The organism is Arthrobacter sp. fls2-241-R2A-172 (assembly GCF_030208885.1).
Taxonomy (GTDB): domain Bacteria; phylum Actinomycetota; class Actinomycetes; order Actinomycetales; family Micrococcaceae; genus Arthrobacter.
Genome location: NZ_JARVTB010000005.1, coordinates 163,248 through 185,984 on the forward strand (window position 1 = coordinate 163,248; position 22,737 = coordinate 185,984).

Sequence of the window (22,737 nt, forward strand, 5' to 3'; positions counted from 1 at the left end):
CCCTATCTGTTTACTTCTGTTCACTTCGTGGTCAATGTTCACTTTTGTGGATTCAATGGTGGTTAGTTCGATAGTGCCCCGGAGCACTCCGCAACTTCGCATCGTGAACTTCAAAGGAGAACAGAATGAAGCGTCGCCAGCTTCTGCTCGGAACGGTCAGCCTCATGGCCAGCGCCGCCCTCATCACCGGCTGCGGCAGTTCCCCGGCCGCGACATCCGCGCCCGCCCCTACCGGGGACCCCACCGGCACCGTCACTTTCTGGTCATCGCTGGCAGGAATGGACAAAGTGGCTGCCGCATTCAATGCCAGCCAGGACAAGATCAAGGTCACCTTCGAGACCGTACCCAACGGCGCGAGCGGAGGGTACGCAAAGCTGTCCACCGCCATCACGGCCGGCAACGGCCCAGATGTTGCCACCATGGAATACCCCCAGCTGCCGCAGTTCGTCAGCAACGGCCAACTCCAGCCCCTGGACGGCTTGATCGATAAGGCCGCAACACTCGACAAACTGAGCGATGAGACCAAAGCCCTGGTGCAGTTCGACGAAAAGACCTACGCGCTCCCCTACGACGCAGCCCCGATGATCATGTGGTACCGCAAAGACATGCTGGAGAAGGCCGGCGTCGGGGTGCCCAAGACCTGGGAAGAGTTCGAGGCCGCAGGCCAAAAGATCAAGGCCGTGGCGCCCGAAGCCCACCTGGCCAGCTTCAACCCCAACGAAGCTGCCCTGACCGCAGCCCTCTCCTGGCAGGCCGGGGCCAAATGGTTCGGTACCGACGCGGACAGCTGGAAGGTCGGGATCAATGACCAGTCCACGCGGAAGGTAGCGGACTACTGGCAGAAGCTGATCGACCAGAAAATCGTCAAAGTCCAGCAGTCCTTCAGCGACGAATGGTCCGCGGACCTGGCCAGTGGCGCCGTCGTGGGTGTCCTGGGGGCCAACTGGAGCGCAACCGGCATCCAGAAGCGCACCGAAGCCAGCGGGCAGAAAGGCCAGTGGATAGCAGCGGAGGTGCCCAACTGGGGTTCGCCGTCGGACGCCTTTTACGGTGGCTCCAGCTTCAACGTCACCAAAAGCAGCAAGAACCCTGCTGCGGCGGCGAAGTTCATCGAATACCTGACCACCAGCCCGGCCGCCATCAAGGCCCGCGGCAACACCGGCTCCGCTTTCCTCGCTTCGCCTGGGCTGACCCCCGTTGCGCAAAGCGCTTTCGATGCCAGCTACTTCGGTAACGACATCTACGAAGTCTTCAATAAGGCCTACTCCACCATCACACCGGGCTGGCAGTGGGGTCCCAACTGGGACATCACCAACACGGCCCTCAAGGACGCCTACGGCACGTTGAGCACCGGGGGCAAAGTCCGGGATGCCGTGGATGCGGCCCAGAAGGCCACCGTTGACGGACTCAAGCAGAACGGCCTCTCCGTCAAGGAGTAGGCCCGCGAGGCTGGTCGGCCCGGGAGCACCGGGCCGACCAGCCGGCGAGGAGATTAATCATGGTCACCCAAGTACCTGCCGTCCGAGGCGCCAAACGCCCGGGATCCCGCAAACAACGCCCCATGTCCGGAACGGGAGGACGGACCGCGGCACTGTTCCTCACCCCCTTCTTCGCATTATTCGCCGTCGCGATGGTGGCACCCGTTATCTACGCGGTGGTGCTGAGCTTCTTTGCCCAGCAGAAATCCGGTCTTGGCTTCAGCGAGGCCAAAACATCCTTCGTGGGCCTGGAAAACTACCTGCAGGTCCTCCAGTCGGAAAGCTTTGTGGGAGGAATCGGCAGGCTCGCCCTGTACTGTGCCCTCTACATCCCGTGCATGGTGGGCGGGGCGCTCGCTTTCGCGCTCCTGCTGGATGCTGCCGTGGCACGGGCCAGGAAGCTCTTTCAGTTGCTGGTCTTCCTCCCGCATGCGGTCCCGGGCGTCATCGCCGCACTGATCTGGGCGTACCTGTACACACCCGGTGTCAGCCCGATCGTCTCAGCCCTGGAATCGGGTGGGGTTGCGGTGAACTTCCTGGACCACCAGATGATCCTGCCCTCCATCGTGAACATCGCGGTGTGGGAATGGACCGGGTACAACGTGATCATCCTCTTCACCGCGTTGCAGGCTGTTCCGCGGGAAATCCTGGAAGCAGCCCGCGTTGACGGGGCCGGTGAAATCAGGAGTGCCCTGAGCATCAAGTTGCCGTTGATCCTCCCGGCCCTGAGCGTGATCATGCTGTTCACGGTGATCGGAACGCTTCAGTTGTTCACGGAACCGTCGATTATTTCCAAGGCCACGGCGTCCGTCACCAGCACCTGGGTTCCCAACATGTGGGCCTACGACGCCGCGTTCAACCGGCACAACCTGAACCAGGCCGCCGCCGCTTCCATCATCATCGCGCTCATGGCCGCAGTACTGTCCTGGGCCGTCACCCGCTTCAGCTCAAGGACGAACAAAGCATGAGCACCTCAACGATGTCGCGCCCGGGGATTTCCGCCCCGGCTTCGCCACTGAAACGGCGGCGTTCTGCCCGCAGCGGCGGTTTTGCCAGTTCGTTCACCGTCAATGCACTCCTGATCCTGGGCTGCGCCTACATGGTCCTTCCCGTGGTGTGGTTGCTCTTTGCATCCACCAAGAACACGGCAGACCTCTACGGCACCGCCGCTTACGCATTCGGCCAGCCGGCATTCTTCGACAACGTCGCCGCCGTGCTGAACCAGGACGGCGGAGTCTTCCTTCGCTGGATGGCGAACTCGATGTTCTATGCCGCCTTCGGCGCGGTGTTCGGTGGGCTGATCTCTGTCATGGCCGGCTACGCTTTCGACAAATTCCAGTTCCGCGGCCGGGACTCGTTCTTTGGCATCGTCCTGGTGGGCGTGCTGATTCCCAACACCGCGACCGTCCTGCCCATGTACCTGCTGGCCTCCGTCTTTGGGATCACCAACACCGTCTGGGCCATCCTCATCCCGGTGCTGTGCAATCCGTTCGGCGTGTACTTGGCCAGGGTCTACTCGGCGTCGTATGTCCCTGCCGAGACGCTGGAAGCAGCCCGCGTTGACGGCGCGGGACCCATCCGCAGCTTCTTCTCCCTGGGCCTGCCCATGATGATGCCCGGCTACATCACCATCGCCCTGTTCCAATTCGTGGGTGTATGGAACAACTTCATGCTTCCGTTGGTGATGCTGCAGGACCAGAAGTTGCTTCCGGTCAGTGTAGGCATCTCCATCTGGCAGGGCTACGCGCTGCCCCAACCCGAGTTCACACCCATGGTCATCACCGGCTCGCTGCTGTCCATCCTTCCGCTGCTGGTGGCGTTCATCCTGCTCCAGCGCTTCTGGAAATCCGGCCTCACTGCAGGGAGCGTCAAGTGAACTTGAACGTTGCCTTGGCCATGCCGGTCCACACAGCACGGGCCGTTTTTCCGCCGCGAAGCCTGGACCCACTGGAACCTTCCGTCAACCTGCTGGGCCGCGCGCCCATCCAGGACTTCCATTCACCGGCCGGCCGTTGCTTGCTGGCTGACGCCGATGTCCTCATCACCGGCTGGGGTTGCCCCCTGATCGACGAAACTGTCCTGGATGCCGCGCCGCGTTTGCGTTACGTCCTGCATGCCGCCGGGAGCGTGAAACACCACGTTGGTGAAGCCTGCTGGGAACGTGGCATCCAGGTCAGCTCCGCGGCCGACGCCAACGCCATCCCCGTGGCCGAATACACCGTGGCCATGATCATCCTGGCCAATAAACGGGTCCTCCAGATTGCCCGGGCCCTGCACTCCACCCGGACCGGGGTGCTGCCCGAGCAGCTCTTTCCGGACATGGGCAACTACCGCAAAAGAGTAGGGATCATTGGGGCTTCGAAGATCGGCCGGCACGTCATCCGGCTGCTCGCCCCCTACGATCTTGAGGTCGTGGTTTCGGACCCCTACCTGGACGATGCAGCGGCTGCGGCCCTCGGCGTCGTCAGCGTCAGCCTGGACGAACTGGTGGCGACCTCGGACGTCGTGAGCCTCCACGCGCCGTCGTTGCCTTCCACCAGGAACCTCATGGACGCGGCGATGGTGCAGCGGCTGCGGCCCGGCGCCACGTTCATCAACACCTCTCGAGGCGAGCTGGTGGACCAGGATGCGCTGCTCGCCAGGGTCCAACAGGGTGACCTGTACGCCATCCTGGACGTCACGACGCCCTGGGTGCTGCCTTCCGACTCCCCTTTTTACACCCATCCGAATGTGCTGCTGACCCCGCATGTGGCGGGTTCCCTGGGCAGTGAGCTTGAGCGTATGGCGGCGAGCGCCGTCGACGAGGCACTGCGGCTGGCACGCGGCGAACCCCTTCGGTTCAGGGTCAGGCGTGAGGACCTCGCCTTCATGGCGTAGGTGACCCGGGCGCGGACCGACGCAACGCACGACGGCGACCTCCCGCCGTCGTGCGTCTCTTGCCCTTGCTGTCCGGCCCAGCGGGCTGTCGCCTACGGTGTGGGCTTTCAATTGCTCGCCGCGTTCTCGCTCTCCGTCTCCTTCGCTCCGGACCCGGCGTATGAAGCGGAGACCCTCCGGTAGACCGGCGTAAGGAACGCGATCCCGGCCACCACGATCATGATGGTGCCGGCCGCAAGGAACACCAGCGCGATGCCGCGGGACGTCCCCTCGCCCAGCAACGGCTCCAACCGGGCTGCACCTTCAGCGGAGCGGGCATAGGGGATGAGCCAGAATTGGGCGATCGGGGCAATGAGGAAAGCAGTAACAGGTGCCGCCGCGGATTCGAAGGCCATGGCAAAGCCAAAGACCCTGCCTTGGCGGTGGAGCGGCACCACTTTCTGTATGACGGTCTGCTCAGCCGCTTCCACCACGGGAACCAATGCCATGTAGAGCCAGATCCCCACAATGTAGAGCCAGGCCCATTCGCGCAACGTAAACACGGCACCCACTAAGCCCATGACTGCCACAGCAAGGAGCAAGGTCCGCAACGGGTTCTGCCCGAGACCGAATTTGCCGATCAACGCGCCGCCCAGGATGAAGCCCGTGGCTCCGATGGCGAAGACGGTTCCCCACATTTCCACGGAGAACATCTCCAGGCCGTAGGGGTCCATCAACGCCATGTAGACGCCGCCGATGAAGTTGTTGAACGTTGAGAACAGGATCAGTGCGAACAGCCCGGAGATCGCCATGACGGCCGCCCATGATCCGCGCAGGTCAAAGCCGCCTTGGGCATCGGACGCAGCAGCACGCACTTCTTCGGGCAGCCGGAGACTCAGCAGATGAGCGAAGGCGAGAACGGTCATGACGATGGCCACCACCACCGTCCAGCCCATCCCCAACAGGCCGACGGACAGGCCCGAGAGCACGGAGGTGACAATGAACATCAGCCCCTGCACCATCCCGACCAGGCCGTTGGCGTTGGCCCGCCGATCGGGTTCGATCAGGATGGTCACCGTGGTGGAGAGGGCAATGTTGCGCAGGTTCTCCACCACGGCACCGACGAGGATGATGACCGTGAAGATCCAGAACCACGGCTGGGCAAGGTCCAGCAGCGCCGCTTCGGGTGTCACCAGGAACATGAGGCCTGAGAGCACAAACATCACCATGGTGAAGGCTCCGGCGAACCGCATCACGGCAAGCTTCCGGTATCGGTCCACGAACGTGCCGAAACTGATGCTGGAGAGGGCGATCAACAGCATGTAGGCGCCGCCGATAACCCCTGTGGCAATGACGTTGCGGGTTTCCAGGTACACCCAGAAGGTCAACGCGAACCACAAATAGCTGGTGGTGATATTCGCCAGGGCAGTGTTGACCAGGATCCCGGTAAAGGTACGGGACCGCTCTGCCGGCGTCCGTAGGGAGAGGTCGATGGCGTCGGAATCGCCGGCCTGGGCCGGGACCTGCTCGCTCATGCCCCTTAGTAAACCATCCGGGCTATTTCCCCGGTAGTATCGGCAAGGAATCCTGAAGAAGCTTGGGGGAATGTTCTAATGACGGAAGTTCGGGGGCAGCTGTCCTTCACCGAGGACCTTGGCCGTGACCTGCAACTGCAGGAGTACGGATTGGACCCCGAGGCAGGCTCCCCCTTGCTTCCCAATGCTGCGGTGATGAGCGCCCTGCAGAACCTCGTGCGTCTCGCAACTGAGTTGTGCGGCGCTCCCTTCGGAGTGGTGAACATCATCAGTGCCGAGTACCAGCACCAGATCGGCGCCTGGGGCGTTGACCCGGGCGTGTGCTCCCGCGAAGATTCGATGTGCGCAAAAGTCTTCCTGTCGCGTGAACGGACCGTCGTGGCCGACGCTTCCAAGGATCCGCGTTTCGCCGACAACCCGTTCGTCACCGGGGAAATCGGCAAAGTACGCTTCTATGCCTCCGTGCCCCTGCAGACAGAGTCGGGTTTTGTCCCGGGCACACTCTGTGTTTTCTCCGACAAGACCAACGAGCTGCGGCCTGAGCAGGTGAGCATGCTGGAGGTCCTCGCCAAGCAGGTGGTGGAGCTGCTTGAGTTGCAGCACCGCACCGTCCAGCTGGACAGGACCTACAGCGAACTCAAGGACAGCAACGCCAAGCTTGCCGGTTTCGCGGGCAGGGTCAGCCACGACCTCCGCATCCCGCTGACCACCATCCTTGGCTATGTGGAGTTGGTGGAGGACGACCCCGACGTCGAACCAAACAGCACTGCCGCACGATACCTGGACCGGATCGGTGCCAGCGGGCGGCGAATGCTGGGCATGCTCGAAGACGTCCTCAGCTACTCCCGCGTGGGTGGCGGGATCCAGCCGGAACAGATCTCCCTGCGGGACGTCACGGAGGAGGTCATCGGCGACCTTGGGGTGGAGCACGCCGGAATCGTGGAAGTTGAAGACATCAGCTTGCGTGCGGACCGGGGCCAACTCCGCATCCTGCTCCAGAACCTGGTGTCCAACGCCATGAATTACAGCAGCCCCGAGCGGGAACTCAGGATCCGCATCAGCGGCGTGTCAAATTACCACGGCACCACAGTCTTCGTGGCCGATAACGGCAAGGGCATCGCGCCGGAGGACCGCGCCAAAGTCCTGGAACCCCTGGTGCGCCTGCGACGTGATGGAGATGGGCCAGGCTCCGGCCTCGGCCTGGCTACGTGCAGCAACATCGCCAAAGCACACGGCGGGGATCTCAACCTCGCAGAAACACCGGGCGGCGGCACCACGGTGGCCGTCAGCTTTCCCGCCGAACCCTAGCCACGCACCTGGCGATGGGGCCGCACGACGGCGGACACCCGCCGTCGTGCCTTTCTTACCGGTCCTTGGGCTGCTTGGCGGGGCCGTTTCCTTTTTGTTTGTCCGGCTTGTTGCCGCCACGATCCTTGCCCTTCTCATCCGCCGTCGCTGCCCCTGGCACTGCGGCCGGGACGGGAGCAGGCGCCTGGACGGCAGGGACCGGCGCAGGTTCCGGCAGGTTGACCACTTCAGCAGGAACGGCGGCCGCGGGGTCGGCCTCGACGGGCGTGACACCGGCGGGCGTCGGCACAACCGGAACAACCGGCGCGGCAGGCTGAGGATCCGCTTGCGACACTTCCGATTCTGCGGGCAGGGAGTTGTCTGCCGTGGAACCTGAGGGAGCCAGGCCTTGAGTAAACAGCACCAGCGCCAAAGGCACGGTCACCGCAGCTGCTCCGACACCCCAGACAGTCTTGGGCCGCCGCTTATGAAGGGTCATGACCGTGGCCATCGAAACCTTGGTTTCGGCAGCGCGCACCGGCGGCCGGGAGGGCAAAGGCGGCAGCACCGCCGTCCTGCGCCCGGCCTGGATTCCGTCATCAGCAAGGGCCTGCTCTACGCCGGCTGCGGCGGGACGTTTTCCGGGATCCATGTCGGTCATGGACTCCAGCAGCGAACGCAGCGGGGCAGGCAACCCGGCCGGTATTTCCGGCGCGCGGTGCAGGCGCGCCGAAGCGGTCTCGATAGGGGTGCCGGGGTATTCAGCCTTGCCGGTGAGGCACTCGAGGAGCACCAGCCCCAATGAGTAGATGTCGCTCGCGGGAGTCAGGCCCAGGCCCTGCGCCTGCTCGGGGCTGAGGTACTGGGCGGTGCCCACGGTGAAGCCCGTTGCCGTCAGGCGACTGTCGTTCACCACCAGGGCGACGCCAAAGTCCGCCAGCTTAACCTTTTGGGCGAGCCCGGCGTCGTCGGATACCAGGATATTGGCCGGCTTGATGTCCCGGTGGATGACGCCGTGGCCATGCACCTGGGAGAGTGCGCCCGCGATCTGCGCCCCGATGCGGGCAACCTCGGGGACGGTGAGCGGACCGTCGGCCAATAGGGCCCGGAGGTCACGGCCTTCAGCGAGTTCCATGACCAGGTACGCCCGCTCTTCGTCGTTGCGGGTATCGACGCCCACGTCGAAGGCAGCCACCAGCCCGGGGTGGTCAAAACTGGCCAGGAGACGCATCTCAGTTTCCTGCCGGGCACGGAACGAATCGTCGCCGGAGCCCGGGAGGAAGATCTTGATGGCCACGTCACGGCCAAGAAGCAGGTCAGTGGCCCGGTACACGGTCGACATGGCCCCACGGCCCAAAACCGGACCCAGCTGGTATCGGCCATCCAGTGTGTCGTCGATGGAATCGGGGACGCGGGAGTCCACGGCCTCGTCATTGTTGCCCACGAATTGTCACGCCCTTCAGGCCCCACCCGGCTCCACGTAACCCCGGGGGGTCCGCCGTCACCAAGTAATGCCGTCAATCAAACTTTCACGGTAGCCGCGCGTTGCCGACTGCTTCAACAACCGCGGCTTGAGCGACCCCCAGCCCAAACAGCATCATCCGGTTCACCAGATTAGTAATCAGGATACTTAGTAAGAGGGGGGAAGGGCAATGCGGCGTCATCCTCCGTTGTACTCGTCGTGGGTGGTGGCTCTCAGGCTTCGGGGATGACCATGGCGAAACGTTCTTCGCGCGCCACGTCGGGGTCCGGTCCACTGCGGACGCCGGTGTCGAGGGCGTCGATGGCCGCGAGCTCCGCAGTAGAGAGTTCGAAGCCGAACACGTCGAAGTTCTCGGCGATGCGCGCCGGATTGGTTGACTTGGGGATAGCCGAGCGGCCATGCTGCAGGTGCCAGCGAAGCATGACCTGCGCCGGGGTTTTCCCGTGGGCCTGAGCGATGACGGCAATCTCCGGGTCCTGCATGACGTTGCGGCGGTCCTCACCGCCCCAGCCGGGGTAGAAAGTGATGCCGCCGATCGGTGACCACGCCTGGGTAAGAATGCCGTGCTCGGCATCCTTTGCCTGGACGGACAGTTGGGCAAAGTACGGGTGCAGCTCAATCTGGTTCACTGCAGGGACAACGGTCGTGGAGTCGAGCAGCTGCTCCATGTGGTGTGGCATGAAGTTGCTGACCCCGATAGCCCGCACCCGACCGTCGGCCAGAAGGGTTTCAAGTGCCTTATATGCCGCGACGGTCTTGTCAAAGCGGTCGGGGGCCGGCTGATGCAGGATGAGCAGGTCCAGGTAGCCGGTAGCGAGCTTACCGGCGGCCTTATCCCAAGCGTGCAGCGTCTGATCGTAGCCATAGTCGCTGACCCAGACTTTGGTCTCGATGAACACTTCGGAACGGTCAAGTCCCGATTTCCTGATGCCTTGGCCGACCTCTCGTTCGTTGCCGTACGCTGCAGCGGTGTCAATGTGCCGGTACCCGGCAGCCAGCGCAGCCTCAACGGCCGCCGTTGTCTGCTCGGGTGCGCTTTGGAAGACGCCGAGACCCAGTGCCGGCATCGTTACGCCGTTGTTGAGGGTAAGTTCCATGATTATGCCTTTCAGGGTATACAGGTGGGCCGGGTGAGGGCCGTGGCAGGTTTCGTGCTTTCAATGCAACCGTGGTTCCTTATGCTCCGGGAGTCACTGTCGATCCGGGTACCGCCAGTCCCTCCCTGGTCCCAGTGGGGGCGCGTAGCGTGGATGCCATGACACAGAGCGATGACGTGCGGAAGTTCCTGAGTTCCCGCCGTGCACGGATCACGCCGGAGGAAGCCGGCCTGCCTGCCTATGGCGGTAACCGGCGCGTTACCGGGCTGCGCCGCGAGGAAGTCGCGATGCTCGCCGGGATGAGCATCGACTACTACATCCGGCTTGAGCGCGGAAACCTCTCCGGCGCCTCCGACAGCGTCCTTGAAGCCCTCGCCCGTGCGCTCAAACTCGACGACGCCGAAACGGCCCACCTCTTTGATCTCGCCCGCGCTGCCACCGCTTCCCCGCGGGTGCGGCGCAAGCGCAGCCCGCAGACGGTGCGTCCCAGCGTGCAGCGCGTCATCGATGCGATCACCGCCGCGCCCGCCTGGGTGCGCAACGACCGTGGCGATGTCCTTGCTGCCAACGAACTCGGCCGGGCCCTGTACTTGGACATGATGGCCGAAAAGGTCACCCCGACGAACAGTGCACGGTTCACCTTCCTGAACCCGAAAGCGCAGGAGTTCTTCGCAGATTGGGAACGCAGCGCGGACGACGTCGTCGCGGTCCTTCGCTCCGCAGCAGGGAAAAACCCCTACGACAAAGACCTCACGGACCTGGTCGGTGAACTCTCAACCCGCAGCGAAGAGTTCCGCACGCGGTGGGCCCGGCACGACGTGAAATACCACCGCACCGGCCGCAAGCGGCTCCACCACCCCGTCGTCGGCGACCTGGACCTGAGCTACGAAGCAATGGAACTTCCCGCCGACCCTGGACTGCGCATCAACGTCTACACTGCCGATCCGGGCACACCTTCAGAAGACGCCCTGAAAATGCTCGCCAGCTGGGCCGCCACGCAGCGCGAGACGACCAAGGCCCCCGCCCAGGAGAAATGAGCCGCATGGCTTCAGCTACAGAGCTCCAGCTGCAGGGTGCCATGGGACCCTTGTTGAATGTCGATGTTTGACCTTCTCCCCCTGCAGGCTGGACAAGTGGAGTTGCATGACGCGCGACGACAACGTCGCTGGGTCGTCCATCTGGAGCCGTTCGAGATCGCGGCTACTCCGGTTACCACGGCTCAGTTTGCCCAGTTGACGGGTGCGGGCGAAACAGGTTCCCAAACGCCCATGGTGGACATCAGCTGGCTGGATGCCACCAGGCTTTGCAATGCAGCTTCAATGAGGGAAGGCCTCACCCCTGCCTATGCCTACGAGGCGGGGCAGGTGATCTGGAGGACCCACGCTTCCGGTTATCGCTTGCCCACGGAAGCCGAGTGGGAATATGCATGCCGCGCCGGCACTGTGGGACCGCACTACGGCTCCCTCCCCGCCATTGGGTGGACGGCGGATGACAAGTTGGAGAGTCCTGCAGAAGCAGGGCTTAAACAGGCCAACGCCTTCAGACTTCACGACACCCTTGGGAACGTATGGGAGTGGTGCTGGGACTTTCTCGATCCTGCCCGCTACGGCGATTACCGTGTCTTCCGTGGAGGAGGTTTCGCCGACGAAGCGTGGAGCGTGCGCGCCTCGACCCGACGCGGCGGTGCGCCTGGCATGAGTCACCCGGACCTGGGCCTGCGCCTGGCTCGGGGCGCCTTCGATAACGCTCTTGCAGCCCAAGGGTGGTCCGCCGACGCTGATCGCGAGCGGGCGAGGACCACAGGCCCGCTTCCGTCCGGGTGGACACCACGGCGGCGCTGACTTCGACCACCCGCCTGGGCGCAAGGCACAATGGAAAGCATGACCCGAACAACTTTCGCCCTCGTCCGCCACGGCCAGACCGACTGGAACGCAGAGCGCCGGTTGCAGGGTTCCACTGATATCCCACTTAACGACGTCGGTCGCGGCCAGGCGCGCGACGCGGTGGCTGCCTTGTCGGACCAGCAGTGGGATGTGGTGGTATCTTCACCGTTGGGCCGTGCTGCGGAGACCGCGGAGATCATTGCCGAGGGCTTGGGACTCACTGTTGCGCGGCTGGTTCCGGACCTCATTGAACGCAGTTTTGGCCCCGCAGAGGGCTTGCAGGCAGGACCCGAATTGGAGGCCCTGCGTATCCCCGGCGGCTTCCGCGGAGGCGAGAGTGACGACGACGCTGCCGCCCGCGGACTGGCGGCACTTGAGTCACTGGCCAGTGAATTCGCCGGCAAGCGCGTCCTGGTGGTTGCGCACGGCACCCTGATCCGTTTGACGCTCAATCGCGCTATCGGCCGAACGCTGGACAGCGTCCAGAACGCTGTCCTGAACCTTGCCCACCACCACGTCACGGACGGTTGGGAGTTGGAGTACTTCAACGGCGAACGCGTCACGGCCGATGTCGGCGCCTGAGATGACCGCCTTGGCCCCACCAACTACCGGGACTGAAGCCGCGCCCTAAGCTGCTCCGCGTAGTCTCCATAGGCTGCCGCGATCTCTTCCAGGTCCACAGTTTGGGGAAAGTCGATCACAGGTTGGTGCTCGGCCAGGTAGGTGGTGGTTTCCTCAACTACCAGCTGCTCGTCGAAGCCGTCCAGGCCGGCTTCGACGAGGAAGTCCGGGTTGGTGTGCACCAGGGATTCCCCGGTTTGCCCTTCGGATCTCCAGCGCACCAGATATTCGTTCTGGTTCACGGGCTCGATGTCGAATGTCTTCTCCATGGAAGCAGCCTACGCCGTCAGGACGCGGTCACTTTCCGGCCCGGGCTCTGATTAACCCGCAAAGAGTCTCCGCATTGATTCCCAGGAGGGCGGCCGCAAGGCTTCCCATCAGGTCCAGGACGGACTCGCTGCTGGCACTTCCGGCCAGCACATCCATCACCAGGCCATCCTCCTGCGCAACAAGGGTGCGGGCGATCTTGGCTGGATCCAAAAGCGGTGAGAACTCTCCGGAGTGGGTTCCGGCGTCGATAATGTCTCGGTAGACGCGCTCCTGAGAGCGGGTGAGCTCCTCTTGAATCCCTCGCTGTTGGGCGTCCCGGAGCATGTGGGGCCAATACTCGTACAGGATCCGGGAAACGTCGTCATCCAATCCCGCCGTTGTGCCAGCGCTGATAACGGCAGCCAATCGTGCCGTGGCACTCATGTCAGGCTCAAGGGCTTCTGCGAGCTTTTCAAGGAATCGGTCTGATGAGGCGCTTACAGCTGCGGCGACGATCTCCGAGTGGCTCCCGAAGTAGTAGAGCACAGCGTTCGCCGCCATACCCGCCTCGGCGGCAATGGCACGAAGAGTGGCGCCCTCGGCGCCGTCGCGTGCAGCTACAGCCTGTGCGGCGGCGATGATGTCCCGCCTCCTGATTTCCTTCTTGTCCATCTTGGCCATGGCCAGCCCCCTCATGGATACCTGTTGACTTTGAGTCTAGACAGGGATTGAATGGCATTCAAATTTGAATGCCATTCAAATTACCGATTCAATGAGGAGTCTCCATGCCACAACCGCGTTCAGTACCTTTACTTAGGAATGAGGCGCCATCCAAGGGCCTAAAAGCCGGGTCCATCGGAATCGGCCCCACCGTCGCTCTGGGCCTCGCCGCCGTCGCACCGGCCTACAGCCTGGCCGTGACACTCGGCTTCGTGGTCCTCGCTGTTGGGTCAAGCACTCCGGCCGCCTTTCTGCTCGGCTTCCTGCCAATCCTGTTTACGGCGTTGGCCTTCCGTGACCTGAACAAGGAAATGCCCGACTGCGGCGGCGTTTTCGTATGGATTACACGCGTCTTCGGCCCCGCGGCGGGCTGGTTCCTGGGCGGATGGGTTCCCCAGATGGCCACGCTCATTGCCAGCGCCGCACTGGCCCAGGTGGCCACCACATATCTCCTCACCGTCCTCGGCTTGGCGTGGCTAGCTGCGGAACCGGTTGCCGTTGCGGCCATCGCCTGCGGGCTTATCGCCTTCAGCGCCTACATCGCAGTGAGGGGCATCGAACTCTCCGCCTGGGTCCAGTACGGGTTGATAGCGCTGCAATTAGTGGCATTGGGAGGCTTCGGCATCTCCGCTTTCAGTGCCATGGCCACCGGCCGCGCCATGGCGGAAGCCGAACAGCCCAGCCTGGAATGGTTCAACCCGTTCGCGTCAGATGACGTATCCGGGCTGGTATCCGGCGTTATCCTTTGCCTCTTCATCTACTGGGGCTGGGATGCGCTGATAGCCGTGAACGAGGAAACCACAGACAGCAAAGCAACACCAGGCAGGGCCGTGATCATCACCACGATCATCCTGCTGTTCTTCTACGTCATGACTGCGTCTGCCGCCGTCGGGTTTGCCGGAACGGCAGGCATCACCGATCCCGGCACCGTCTCGGATGTCCTCACAGTCCTTGGCCCGCAAGCTGCGGGCGAGGTGTTCGGCCACGTGATTATGCTGGCCGTAGGCCTGTCAGCGCTCGCAGCCCTGATGACCGTCGCAGTAAGCACTCCCCGCACTTGGCTCAGCATGGGCACCTACCAGGCCCTTCCGCACGCGACCACCAAGATGTACCCAAGGAGGGGAACGCCCCGCACCTCGATCGTCTGGTGGGCACTCATCACCATCGTCATCACAATGCTGCTGTCAGCCATCAACGCCAACTTCATTGGTCTCGCAATACTCTCTGTTGGGCTGATGATCGCCGCCTACTACGCAGCGACAGCACTGGCCTCGGTGGTGTACTTCGCACCGCTGATGCGCGCGTCGACCTCCGCCCTGGTCTTCCAAGGGATACTCCCTGGGCTAGGCGCACTCTTGATGGTTGGCGCGTTTGCGTACAGCGCAGTGGACATGATTTCCCCCGAGTATGCGGGGCTGTCATGGCTGGGCATCGGCTCGGTCTTCTGGATCGGCGTGGGGGCATTGGCACTTGGCCTCGTGGTTACAGTCGCCATCCGGCCAAGGTTCCGCCCGTTCTTTTCCGGTCAAACCATCCCTCGCGGAAACGTCAGAACCCGCCATGAACTTCCCGCAATTCTCAACAATGAAACCGAGGCCTAAGTGCGCATCCTGTCCATCGCAGCAATCCAGACGAACCCCGTCCCCAACGATCCCGAGGCAACATGGGCGCGCTTTGCAGCCCAGGCTGAGTCAGCCAAGAAGCTGGGTCCCGAGGTTGATGTCATCGTGGTTCCGGAACTGCTGCTCTCCGCCCCCGGAGAGTTCCTGATACCGGATCCCGACGCCGAGACCCGTTCAGCCGCGCCGATCCCCAGCCCACTCACGGATCGCATCTCAGCGCTGGCGCAAAAGCTGAATGTGTGGCTTGTGCCGGGTTCACTTCTGGAGACCGATGGCGGGAAAACCTATAACACCGCCATCGCCGTGTCGCCGGCAGGTGAAATCGTGGCCCGCTACCGGAAGCTCTTCCCCTGGCGCCCCTTCGAAACCACCACTCCCGGCAATTCCTTCGTGACCTTCGATATCCCCGGCTGCGGACGCATCGGCTTGGCCATTTGCTTTGACGGCAGCTTCCCCGAGGTCGCGCGCCAGCTGGCCTGGCTCGGAGCAGAAGTCATCATCCAACCCACTCTCACCACCACGCGCGACAGGGCCATGGAGATAGTCATGTCGCAGGCCAACGCCTTCGCCAACCAGATCTACGTGGTGAACGTGAACGGCGCGTCACCGTCCGGTGTGGGCGAGAGCATCATCGTGGACCCCGAGGGCACCATCATGCAGCAGGCACGGGGTGGGGAGGAGATCCTGTTCGCGGTCCTGGACCTGGACCGCGTCAGCCAACTCCGACGCTATGGAACCCATGGCATCAACCGCCCTTGGGCCCAACTCAGGGACCAGGAAGGCCTGCTGTCTTTCCCCATGTTCGGAGGCGCACACTTCCAGTCACCGGGCTGGGCTGCGGACCCGGCCACGGGCCGTGCAACGACTCCGGCGCGAGCAGTCCCCTAACCCAAGCAAAGGCACGACGGCGGAAGGTCGCCGTCGTGCCTTTCTTGCCTTAAGGTCGGCTGCTGAATCTTAGCCGCTCAGACCTCGGGACGATGCTCAACTACTGTCGTCGGCGCCGTGCGCCGCTCGACGACGGTGCGGCGGGTCCTGTTGGACATGGCAATGGAGATGATCAGGCCGATGACGCCTACCACGATCAGGATGTACCCAACCAGGACCTGGTCCAGGAAGGGGATGAGTCCGGGGGCGAGCGCGAAGGCCAGGATGGCACCGATGGCGATCAGGGCAATGGAAGAACCGATTCTCATAACGTGCTCCTCATGTTTGTCCAGCGCGAGGTAGCACCCTCGGCCGGATTCGTGTCATCAGGATACTTATCTTTTGCCGCTCCCACCAGCATTTGCTGAATGCTGTGTTCAGCGCCCGAAGCGGGCGGCCAGCCTGGCGATTGCTTCCTCCGGGGTGGGAACCGGGCCGAAGACCTGCTCCTGGCGGCTGGTGTCGGCCACGTATTTCCCGGTATCCCACCATGCCACCATGCTGGCCATGTCACTGACCAGCGGGACGACCTTTGAGGTGACCCTGCCGAGGCCAATGAGCAAGGGCTCGGGCATGGCCATGACCTTGACCGGCTTATCGGAGTGCTTCTCAACCAGGGATGCCACCTCGAGGATGCTGACCGGGCGGGTCCAGCCGATATCGATCCTCTCCCCGTCAGCCACGTCGGCGTCCACCGCCTCCGCCAAATACCCGGCAAGGTCGCTGGCGAGCACGAACGTGAGCGGCACATCCTTGGAACCCAGCCACGTAAGCCGCCCTCTATCGAAGGGGTTGCCGCCACCCATGGTGGCCACCTGGTCGAAGAAGGCCCCGGGACGGAGTGCGACGAATGGCACTCCGAGTTCCTCCAGCTTGTCCTCTGCCAGTTTCTTGTTCCAGAAGTGCGGGATTTGTGGTGTTTGGTCGCTGGTGACGATGCTGATGAGAACGAACCGCGGCACGCCGGCGTATTTGGCCGCAACCGCGAGGTTGCTGTTGCCGTAGGTATCGATGGCTTTGGCGTTCTTGTCGTTCCGCGTATATCCGGCAGCCGTCGAGACGACCGCGGACACGCCCGTCATCGCGGTGATCAGGGAACCGGCGTCGAGCATATCGCCCCGGACTACCTCCACGCCCTTCGCCTCAAGCTTCGCCGCGCTGGACTGCGGCCGGACCAGGGCCCGGACCTTCTTGCCGCGCTTGAGCAGCTCATCAACAACCTGGCCACCCAGGAAACCGGTGGCGCCAACTACAAGGACAGGCAGATCGTCAGCCATGGATTCTCCCGGAAGTAGTTCCTGGGTCATTGGTAGCACGACCACCCACGCGAGGCCAGACCCTCCCGCGCATCACCGTGGTGGTCATTGCCGGGGTGGCGCGGACTAGGATCGTTTCCATGGCCAGGATTGAGGACTATGCGATGATCGGGGACCTGAACACTGCCGCGCTGGTGGGGCGGAGCGGGTCCATTGATTGGATGTGCCTCCCCCGGTTTGATTCACCAGCGTGCTTCGCGGCATTGTTGGACTCCCCCGAAGCGGGCCGCTGGTTGATCGCACCCGCCGGGACACCAAGCGAGGGAGTCTGCACCCGCCGCCAGTACCGCGAAGACACCTTGATCCTGGAAACCGAATGGGACGTCGACGGCGGCTCCGTGCGGGTTATCGACTTCATGCCGGTCCGCGATGACGCAGTGGACGTGGTGCGGATCGTCGAGGGGCTCTCCGGCGAGGTGGACATGCACATGGAGCTGGTCCTGCGCTTCGATTACGGCCGGGTAGTGCCGTGGGTACGGCACGGAAAGCACGGCATCAGCGCGGTGGCCGGCCCTGATTCCGCCTACCTCACAACACACGCCCCGCTCGAAGGCCGGGATCGCCGGACCTACAGCGACTTCACCGTCCGCGCCGGCGACAAGGTCCCTTTCGTGCTCCGCTGGGCCCCGAGCCACGAGAAGGAACCACGGCGGATCGACCCCTACCGTGCCCTTGGGGCCACCGGGTCTTTCTGGCTTGAGTGGATCGGCCGCAGTGAAATGGCGGGTGAATACAAGGAACCCGTCGAGAGGTCCCTGATCACCCTCAAGGCCCTGACCTACGCGCCCACCGGCGGGATCGTCGCAGCAGCGACCACGTCGTTGCCGGAGCAGATCGGCGGTCCCCGCAATTGGGATTACCGTTATTGCTGGCTGCGTGACGCCACCTTGACCCTGCAATCCCTCCTCGCGGCCGGGTACACGGAAGAGGCCTCCGCCTGGCGTGATTGGCTGCTCCGCGCCATCGCCGGAGACCCTTCCGAACTTCAGATTGTCTACGGGCTCGACGGCGCCAGGAGACTCCCCGAGGCAGACGTACCGTGGCTGTCCGGTTACGAAGGTTCACAGCCGGTCCGCACCGGCAACGCAGCCGCTCCGCAGCTGCAGCTGGACGTCTGGGGTGAGGTCCTGGACGGCCTCTCCCTCACGCGTGCCGCTTCTCCCGCGGGCACCGTGGACAATTCCTGGGACATCCAGGTGGCACTGATGGAGTACCTCGAAGGAGCCTGGGACAAGCCAGATAACGGCCTGTGGGAAATGCGTGGCCCGCGGCAGCACTTCACCCACTCAAAGGTGATGGCATGGGTTGCCGCCGACCGCATGGTCAAGGCCGTGCGCACGTCCGGGTTGCCGGGACCCCACGACCGCTGGGCCGCCCTGCGGAGCGAAATACACGCCGACGTCATGGCCAAGGGCTTCGATGCAACCCGCAACACCTTTGTCCAGGCCTACGGCAGCAAGGAACTCGACGCGAGCCTGCTCCTGATACCCCGTGTTGGCTTCCTGCCGCACAGGCACCCCGGAGTGGTCGGGATGGTGGATGCCATCCAAAAGGAGCTCACCGAGGACGGCTTCGTGCTGCGCTACCGTACCGATTCCGGCCACGACGGACTGCCCGGCGATGAAGGCGTTTTCCTGGCCTGCTCATTCTGGCTGGTCGACGCCTTGTTGGGCATAGGCCGCAAGGATGAGGCTACGGAACTCTTTGAAAGGCTCCTGACGCTACGCAACGATGTTGGCTTGCTCAGCGAAGAATGGGACCCGCGCACCCAACGGCAGTTGGGCAATACGCCGCAGGCTTTCAGCCACTTCCCGCTCATCCACAGTGCCATGCAGCTGCACCACGGAGAGGCCCACAGCAGCGACCAGCCGATGGGCCATCCCAAGCATCCGGCCTCAGCCAGCGGATCTATGCTTCGGAATGATCCTCGCCTTCGCTAGCGGACGGTTCACCCTTGTGGCTGGCTTCTTCGAGGTGCAGGTCCAACTTGCGTTCGGCTTCCCGACGGCGCTGCCCTACGGTCCTCATCTGCTGGGTTGTCGGGTCTCCCCGGTCCTCTGACGCTATACCCGACGGCGTGTCGGGCTGCTCTCGCTCCTGTTCGCCCATACGAAGATCGTCCCATCGCCAGCGCCTTTGCGGTAGCGGCACTTACCGGGCAGCCGTGTTGTGAGGCCCGCTCCGCACCCTCCGACGTGATCTTTGGGCGCAGAGCGGGCCTAGCAACGAGTGGTCAGCGGCGGGTTTCGCCGGTTACGGTGTCCCTTTCCAGACGTACGCGCTCCACCGGGACGGTGGTGGTGACATTCTCGGTGGTGATGTACTTGCGCAGGCGGGCGCGGCCGACTGCCTGGCTTTCCCTGCCAACGTTGAGCCGCTCCTCCGAGCGGGTCATGGCGCCGTCGTCGTCGCGGGTAGTGCCGGCGTCGCGGGTGGTGTCCGTGTCGCGGGTGATGGTGGTATCGCGGGTGGCGTAGTCATCCTGTCCGGCGAATGCGGTCCCGCCACCACGGGACGCATCGTCGATCCGGAGCTTGAGGTCTACCTCAACACCCGGGTCCTGCACTGCGATGAGTGCGGCTTCCAGATGGAAATCCCGGACTAGCCTGCCGCCCATGCGGCACCCGTGCCATGAAGCGTCCGTCGGCGAGCACCGCCGTCGGACGCTTTTCGTATGCCTGCCAAAGCCCGACGCACCGATCGCTCCAGGCACCTGTGATTGTGGGCGCAAGTGTTCGCGTGCCAGTGTTTGGGCTTGCCAGCTTCCGCAGGTAGCGTGAGCCACAGACAGGTATTGCTCCGCAGCGCGCGGACCATTCCCGAGGACGAGCCCCTAGGAGCCAGCCCATGAGCAGATCCCATCGAACGTCACAGCGCGAGCCGAACAACGCCGTCGAGCTCAATCCCCTGTTCAGCAGGCCCGGAGAGTCAACCATCTTTCCGCGCTTCACCATGCCCGAGGGCGAGGCCCTGCCATCCACGGCTTACCAGGTTGTCCACGACGAAGCGATGCTCGACGGAAACTCGCGACTGAACCTCGCGACGTTCGTGGGGACATGGATGGAACCCGAAGCGTCCCAGCTGTATGCCGAAACGTTCGACAAGAACATGATCGACAAGGACGAGTACCCTCAAACGGCACTCATCGAAACGCGATGCTGGCGGATGCTCGCGGACCTGTGGAATGCGCCGGATCCCGAAAAGAGCATCGGAACATCCACCATCGGCTCCTCCGAAGCCTGCATGCTGGGCGGCCTGGCGTTGAAACGCCGATGGCAGCACGCCCGGCGCGAGGCAGGGAAGCCAACCGACAAACCCAACCTCATCCTCAGCTCCGCCGTCCAGGTGTGCTGGGAAAAGTTCTGCAACTATTGGGAGGTGGAGCCCAGGTTCGTTCCTGTCTCCGCTGAACACCCCATGCTCGACGGACATGACCTGGACCGGTACGTCGACGAAAACACCATCGGCGTCGTAGCCATCATGGGTGTCACCTACACGGGCGTCTACGAACCTGTCCACCTGATTTCCCAGGCCCTCGACGACATCCAGGAACGCCGCGGCCTGGACATTCCCATCCACGTCGACGGTGCCTCCGGAGCCATGGTGGCACCTTTCCTGCAGCCACAAACGGTCTGGGACTTCCGGCTCCCGCGGGTTGCTTCCATCAACACCTCAGGCCACAAATACGGGTTGGTCTACCCCGGCTTGGGCTGGGTGGTCTGGCGGGACGCAGCGGCACTGCCCGAAGACCTGATCTTTCACGTCAGCTATCTCGGTGGGGATATGCCGACCTTTGCGCTGAACTTCTCAAGGCCCGGCGCCCAGGTCCTGTTGCAGTACTACCTCTTTCTCCGGCTCGGCTTTGCAGGGTACCGGTCGGTTCAGGCGACCTCCCGGGACGTCGCGCTTTACCTGTCCAACGAAATCGGCGCCATGGACGCCTTCACGCTGTGGAGCGATGGTTCAGACATTCCCGTCTTCGCCTGGCAGCTCACGGATGGCCACACCGAGCACTGGAACCTGCACCACTTGTCGGAGCGATTGCGGATGAATGGATGGCTGGTGCCTGCCTATCCCCTGCCCGACGGCCTCAGTGACATCACGGTTCAAAGGATCGTGGTCCGAAACGGTTTCACGCGCGACCTCGCCTCAAGTTTCCTCGCCGACCTGAAGAAAGAGGTCGACTACCTGGACAGCCTCACCGCGCCAATGCCCGGCGACAAGCAAGCAGAAGGATTCCATCACTGACCCCGTGAACAGGAGGCACCCATGTGCCGTCTCTTTGGACTCCATGCCGGAGCCCGACCGGTACGAGCCACCTTCTGGTTGCTGGACGCCCCGGACAGCCTCTCTGTGCAAAGCCGCCGGGAGCCGGACGGGGCCGGGATAGGCACGTACGACGCCGAGGGCGAGGCCCGCGTGGCCAAGCAACCGTTGGCAGCCTGGGAGGATCATGCTTTCGCCCGCGAGGCGCGCGACCTGAAGAGCACCACCTTCCTGGCCCACGTCCGATACGCGAGCACTGGTGCGCTCACTATGGTCAACACCCACCCCTTCGAGCAGGACAACCGGCTGTTTGCCCACAACGGAGTGCTTCACGGTCTGGACGAACTCGACCGGCGACTAACATCGCTCGGAGTCGCGGGACTGGTGCTGGGGCAATCCGACAGCGAGCGGTTCTTCGCGCTGATCACTGCAGAAACCCGGCTGGCCGGCGGCGATGTTGGTGCGGGCATTGTGCAGGCCGTGCGCTGGATCGCGCGCGAACTGCCCGTCTTCAGCCTCAACTTCATCCTGTCCACGGCGACCGACATGTGGGCCCTCCGGTACCCAGCAACCCACCCTCTCTATATGTTGAAGCGGAATCCCGCGACAGCGCCGGACCGCGGAGCCCCGCTCGATGCCAGGAGCAAGCGGATCAGTTCCCGCAGCACTGATCTTGCCCGAGCACCTCACGTCCTCTTCGCTACCGAGCCCATGGACAACAATCCCGGTTGGCACCCCCTGGCGTCCGGCGAACTGGTCCATGTTGGCGCGGACCTTACAGTGACCTCCACGGTGCCATTCGACGTCGACCCCGTCCGCCTCCTCACGCTCGCGGATCTTGAACCGACGGCAGCGGCTTCGCAGACGCCGTAATCCGCCGCGGGTTGGACCCCTCTAACGCTCGACGGCTGTAACGCTCGACGGCGACCTGCCGCCTCCGCGGGTGGTGGCTCGGGCTCGTGGTGCGGGCTCGTTGTCGGGGTTTTCCACATAGGCCGGAAAGGGGCTGATCCGGGGGAGGTTCGGCGTGACAGGGTTCCTGTATGGGAAGCAGCAGGCAGGCGGAGCGGCGGACGGGTTCGTCCCGCGGCGATGCCTTGTCGCTCGATTCTGGTACTAACCCGATGCGGGCCCTGTTCGAAGGTTCGACGGCGACCACGGACCGTCCCACCGATCCGGGGCCGTCTCAGCCCGAGGTCTCACAGCTGTTAAGCGCCTTGGATCCTGCGGATACAAATTACTCCACCCCTGAACTGGCCGACGCATTGGAGGACAGTGCGTCCGCCCTGAGGTGGCTGAGGGCGTCGGCTCCTGGGCAAGCACGGCTCCTTGGGCTGGTTGAGGCTGCGGATTTTGCTGGGCGGGTGGAGGAGCTTTCGCGGTCGTTGGAGTATTTG

Annotated in this window: 22 protein-coding genes and 1 pseudogene; 14 read left to right on the forward strand and 9 right to left on the reverse strand. The window is 63.5% G+C overall.

Annotation, left to right across the window (positions count from 1 at the left end):
• Positions 1–125 precede the first annotated feature (125 nt).
• Genes QRM57_RS11910 through QRM57_RS11925 form a run of 4 tightly spaced genes read left to right on the forward strand, consistent with a single transcriptional unit; the run spans position 126 to position 4,355 of the window.
• A complete protein-coding gene (locus QRM57_RS11910; RefSeq protein WP_284986748.1) occupies positions 126–1,439 on the forward strand; it encodes an ABC transporter substrate-binding protein in 1,314 nt (437 codons plus the stop codon).
• A gap of 59 nt (positions 1,440–1,498) precedes the next feature.
• The gene (locus QRM57_RS11915; RefSeq protein WP_284986749.1) at positions 1,499–2,446 is read left to right on the forward strand and encodes a carbohydrate ABC transporter permease; all 948 of its coding nucleotides are present in this window, start codon (positions 1,499–1,501) and stop codon (positions 2,444–2,446) included.
• On the forward strand, positions 2,443–3,354 hold the full coding sequence (locus tag QRM57_RS11920; RefSeq protein WP_284986750.1) for a carbohydrate ABC transporter permease: 912 nt from the start codon (positions 2,443–2,445) through the stop codon (positions 3,352–3,354). Before QRM57_RS11915 ends, QRM57_RS11920 begins: the two co-directional genes overlap by 4 nt.
• A complete protein-coding gene (locus QRM57_RS11925; protein ID WP_284986751.1) occupies positions 3,351–4,355 on the forward strand; it encodes a hydroxyacid dehydrogenase in 1,005 nt (334 codons plus the stop codon). The genes QRM57_RS11920 and QRM57_RS11925 overlap by 4 nt, the downstream gene beginning before the upstream one ends.
• 107 nt (positions 4,356–4,462) lie before the next feature.
• Here the strand turns inward: QRM57_RS11925 and QRM57_RS11930 are convergent, their stop codons facing one another.
• The gene (locus tag QRM57_RS11930; protein ID WP_284986752.1) at positions 4,463–5,869 is read right to left on the reverse strand and encodes an MFS transporter; all 1,407 of its coding nucleotides are present in this window, start codon (positions 5,867–5,869) and stop codon (positions 4,463–4,465) included.
• Positions 5,870–5,947: 78 nt separating this feature from the next.
• Here QRM57_RS11930 and QRM57_RS11935 point away from each other — a divergent pair, with 78 nt between their 5' ends.
• The gene (locus QRM57_RS11935) at positions 5,948–7,177 is read left to right on the forward strand and encodes a GAF domain-containing sensor histidine kinase (RefSeq protein ID WP_284986753.1); all 1,230 of its coding nucleotides are present in this window, start codon (positions 5,948–5,950) and stop codon (positions 7,175–7,177) included.
• Positions 7,178–7,232: 55 nt separating this feature from the next.
• Here QRM57_RS11935 and QRM57_RS11940 read toward each other — a convergent pair whose 3' ends face one another.
• Positions 7,233–8,600 (reverse strand): serine/threonine-protein kinase, encoded by a 1,368-nt coding sequence (locus tag QRM57_RS11940; RefSeq protein WP_284986754.1) that lies wholly within the window; start codon positions 8,598–8,600, stop codon positions 7,233–7,235.
• Positions 8,601–8,851: 251 nt separating this feature from the next.
• A complete protein-coding gene (locus QRM57_RS11945) occupies positions 8,852–9,736 on the reverse strand; it encodes an aldo/keto reductase (RefSeq protein WP_284986755.1) in 885 nt (294 codons plus the stop codon).
• 158 nt (positions 9,737–9,894) lie between these two features.
• Here QRM57_RS11945 and QRM57_RS11950 point away from each other — a divergent pair, with 158 nt between their 5' ends.
• From QRM57_RS11950 to QRM57_RS11960, 3 genes are read left to right on the forward strand one after another with little or no spacing between them, the layout of a single operon-like run.
• Positions 9,895–10,773, forward strand: coding sequence for a helix-turn-helix transcriptional regulator (locus QRM57_RS11950; RefSeq protein WP_284986756.1), 879 nt, complete (start codon positions 9,895–9,897; stop codon positions 10,771–10,773).
• 57 nt (positions 10,774–10,830) lie between these two features.
• Complete coding sequence (locus QRM57_RS11955; RefSeq protein WP_284986757.1) at positions 10,831–11,577, forward strand: formylglycine-generating enzyme family protein; 747 nt, start codon at positions 10,831–10,833, stop codon at positions 11,575–11,577.
• 30 nt (positions 11,578–11,607) lie between these two features.
• A complete protein-coding gene (locus QRM57_RS11960) occupies positions 11,608–12,201 on the forward strand; it encodes a histidine phosphatase family protein (protein WP_284986758.1) in 594 nt (197 codons plus the stop codon).
• A 23-nt stretch (positions 12,202–12,224) separates the two neighbouring features.
• Here the strand turns inward: QRM57_RS11960 and QRM57_RS11965 are convergent, their stop codons facing one another.
• Together QRM57_RS11965 and QRM57_RS11970 are read right to left on the reverse strand one after the other, a co-directional pair.
• Positions 12,225–12,509, reverse strand: coding sequence for a hypothetical protein (locus QRM57_RS11965; RefSeq protein ID WP_284986759.1), 285 nt, complete (start codon positions 12,507–12,509; stop codon positions 12,225–12,227).
• 28 nt (positions 12,510–12,537) lie between these two features.
• Positions 12,538–13,170, reverse strand: a complete 633-nt coding sequence (locus tag QRM57_RS11970) for a TetR family transcriptional regulator (RefSeq protein ID WP_284986760.1) — start codon at positions 13,168–13,170, stop codon at positions 12,538–12,540.
• A 104-nt stretch (positions 13,171–13,274) separates the two neighbouring features.
• Between QRM57_RS11970 and QRM57_RS11975 the strand changes: the two genes are divergently transcribed.
• Together QRM57_RS11975 and QRM57_RS11980 are read left to right on the forward strand one after the other, a co-directional pair.
• A complete protein-coding gene (locus QRM57_RS11975; protein WP_284986761.1) occupies positions 13,275–14,810 on the forward strand; it encodes an APC family permease in 1,536 nt (511 codons plus the stop codon).
• Positions 14,811–15,719 (forward strand): carbon-nitrogen hydrolase family protein, encoded by a 909-nt coding sequence (locus QRM57_RS11980; protein ID WP_284986762.1) that lies wholly within the window; start codon positions 14,811–14,813, stop codon positions 15,717–15,719.
• A gap of 77 nt (positions 15,720–15,796) precedes the next feature.
• Here QRM57_RS11980 and QRM57_RS11985 read toward each other — a convergent pair whose 3' ends face one another.
• Both QRM57_RS11985 and QRM57_RS11990 read right to left on the reverse strand, forming a co-directional pair.
• Entirely contained in the window at positions 15,797–16,027 is a 231-nt protein-coding gene (locus QRM57_RS11985; protein WP_235521211.1) for a DUF6458 family protein, read from the reverse strand.
• 108 nt (positions 16,028–16,135) lie between these two features.
• Entirely contained in the window at positions 16,136–17,035 is a 900-nt protein-coding gene (locus tag QRM57_RS11990; protein WP_257370706.1) for an SDR family oxidoreductase, read from the reverse strand.
• 119 nt (positions 17,036–17,154) lie between these two features.
• Here QRM57_RS11990 and QRM57_RS11995 point away from each other — a divergent pair, with 119 nt between their 5' ends.
• On the forward strand, positions 17,155–19,014 hold the full coding sequence (locus QRM57_RS11995) for a glycoside hydrolase family 15 protein (protein WP_284986763.1): 1,860 nt from the start codon (positions 17,155–17,157) through the stop codon (positions 19,012–19,014).
• On the opposite strand, the gene QRM57_RS12000 is transcribed toward QRM57_RS11995, so the two are convergent.
• Both QRM57_RS12000 and QRM57_RS21060 read right to left on the reverse strand, forming a co-directional pair.
• Entirely contained in the window at positions 18,983–19,183 is a 201-nt protein-coding gene (locus QRM57_RS12000) for a hypothetical protein (protein WP_284986764.1), read from the reverse strand. The two genes, QRM57_RS11995 and QRM57_RS12000, sit on opposite strands and share 32 nt — an antisense overlap.
• A gap of 124 nt (positions 19,184–19,307) precedes the next feature.
• Positions 19,308–19,691 carry a DUF2382 domain-containing protein gene (locus QRM57_RS21060; RefSeq protein WP_502868642.1) on the reverse strand — a complete coding sequence of 128 codons (384 nt, stop codon included), beginning with the start codon at positions 19,689–19,691 and terminating at the stop codon, positions 19,308–19,310.
• 230 nt (positions 19,692–19,921) lie between these two features.
• Between QRM57_RS21060 and gad the strand changes: the two genes are divergently transcribed.
• The 3 genes and pseudogenes from gad to QRM57_RS12020 all read left to right on the forward strand — a co-directional run.
• On the forward strand, positions 19,922–21,322 hold the full coding sequence (gene gad / locus QRM57_RS12010; RefSeq protein ID WP_284986765.1) for a glutamate decarboxylase: 1,401 nt from the start codon (positions 19,922–19,924) through the stop codon (positions 21,320–21,322).
• Between the two features lie 21 nt (positions 21,323–21,343).
• Positions 21,344–22,213 carry a class II glutamine amidotransferase gene (locus tag QRM57_RS12015; RefSeq protein WP_284986766.1) on the forward strand — a complete coding sequence of 290 codons (870 nt, stop codon included), beginning with the start codon at positions 21,344–21,346 and terminating at the stop codon, positions 22,211–22,213.
• Between the two features lie 170 nt (positions 22,214–22,383).
• Positions 22,384–22,737: pseudogene (locus QRM57_RS12020) on the forward strand (hypothetical protein); the annotation flags it as partial.

Excerpts from the sequence above, each read along its gene's own strand:
- QRM57_RS11970 (WP_284986760.1), bottom strand. The coding sequence starts at position 13,170 with ATGGCCAAGATGGACAAGAAGGAAATCAGGAGGCGGGACATCATCGCC.
- QRM57_RS11975 (WP_284986761.1), top strand. The coding sequence starts at position 13,275 with ATGCCACAACCGCGTTCAGTACCTTTACTTAGGAATGAGGCGCCATCC.
- QRM57_RS11985 (WP_235521211.1), bottom strand. The coding sequence starts at position 16,027 with ATGAGAATCGGTTCTTCCATTGCCCTGATCGCCATCGGTGCCATCCTG.
- QRM57_RS11920 (WP_284986750.1), top strand. The coding sequence starts at position 2,443 with ATGAGCACCTCAACGATGTCGCGCCCGGGGATTTCCGCCCCGGCTTCG.
- gad (WP_284986765.1), top strand. The coding sequence starts at position 19,922 with ATGAGCAGATCCCATCGAACGTCACAGCGCGAGCCGAACAACGCCGTC.
- QRM57_RS11950 (WP_284986756.1), top strand. The coding sequence starts at position 9,895 with ATGACACAGAGCGATGACGTGCGGAAGTTCCTGAGTTCCCGCCGTGCA.
- QRM57_RS11945 (WP_284986755.1), bottom strand. The coding sequence starts at position 9,736 with ATGGAACTTACCCTCAACAACGGCGTAACGATGCCGGCACTGGGTCTC.
- QRM57_RS11965 (WP_284986759.1), bottom strand. The coding sequence starts at position 12,509 with ATGGAGAAGACATTCGACATCGAGCCCGTGAACCAGAACGAATATCTG.
- QRM57_RS21060 (WP_502868642.1), bottom strand. The coding sequence starts at position 19,691 with ATGGGCGGCAGGCTAGTCCGGGATTTCCATCTGGAAGCCGCACTCATC.
- QRM57_RS11955 (WP_284986757.1), top strand. The coding sequence starts at position 10,831 with ATGTCGATGTTTGACCTTCTCCCCCTGCAGGCTGGACAAGTGGAGTTG.
- QRM57_RS11930 (WP_284986752.1), bottom strand. The coding sequence starts at position 5,869 with ATGAGCGAGCAGGTCCCGGCCCAGGCCGGCGATTCCGACGCCATCGAC.
- QRM57_RS11990 (WP_257370706.1), bottom strand. The coding sequence starts at position 17,035 with ATGGCTGACGATCTGCCTGTCCTTGTAGTTGGCGCCACCGGTTTCCTG.
- QRM57_RS11935 (WP_284986753.1), top strand. The coding sequence starts at position 5,948 with ATGACGGAAGTTCGGGGGCAGCTGTCCTTCACCGAGGACCTTGGCCGT.
- QRM57_RS12015 (WP_284986766.1), top strand. The coding sequence starts at position 21,344 with ATGTGCCGTCTCTTTGGACTCCATGCCGGAGCCCGACCGGTACGAGCC.
- QRM57_RS11995 (WP_284986763.1), top strand. The coding sequence starts at position 17,155 with ATGGCCAGGATTGAGGACTATGCGATGATCGGGGACCTGAACACTGCC.
- QRM57_RS11960 (WP_284986758.1), top strand. The coding sequence starts at position 11,608 with ATGGAAAGCATGACCCGAACAACTTTCGCCCTCGTCCGCCACGGCCAG.
- QRM57_RS11910 (WP_284986748.1), top strand. The coding sequence starts at position 126 with ATGAAGCGTCGCCAGCTTCTGCTCGGAACGGTCAGCCTCATGGCCAGC.
- QRM57_RS12000 (WP_284986764.1), bottom strand. The coding sequence starts at position 19,183 with ATGGGCGAACAGGAGCGAGAGCAGCCCGACACGCCGTCGGGTATAGCG.
- QRM57_RS11915 (WP_284986749.1), top strand. The coding sequence starts at position 1,499 with ATGGTCACCCAAGTACCTGCCGTCCGAGGCGCCAAACGCCCGGGATCC.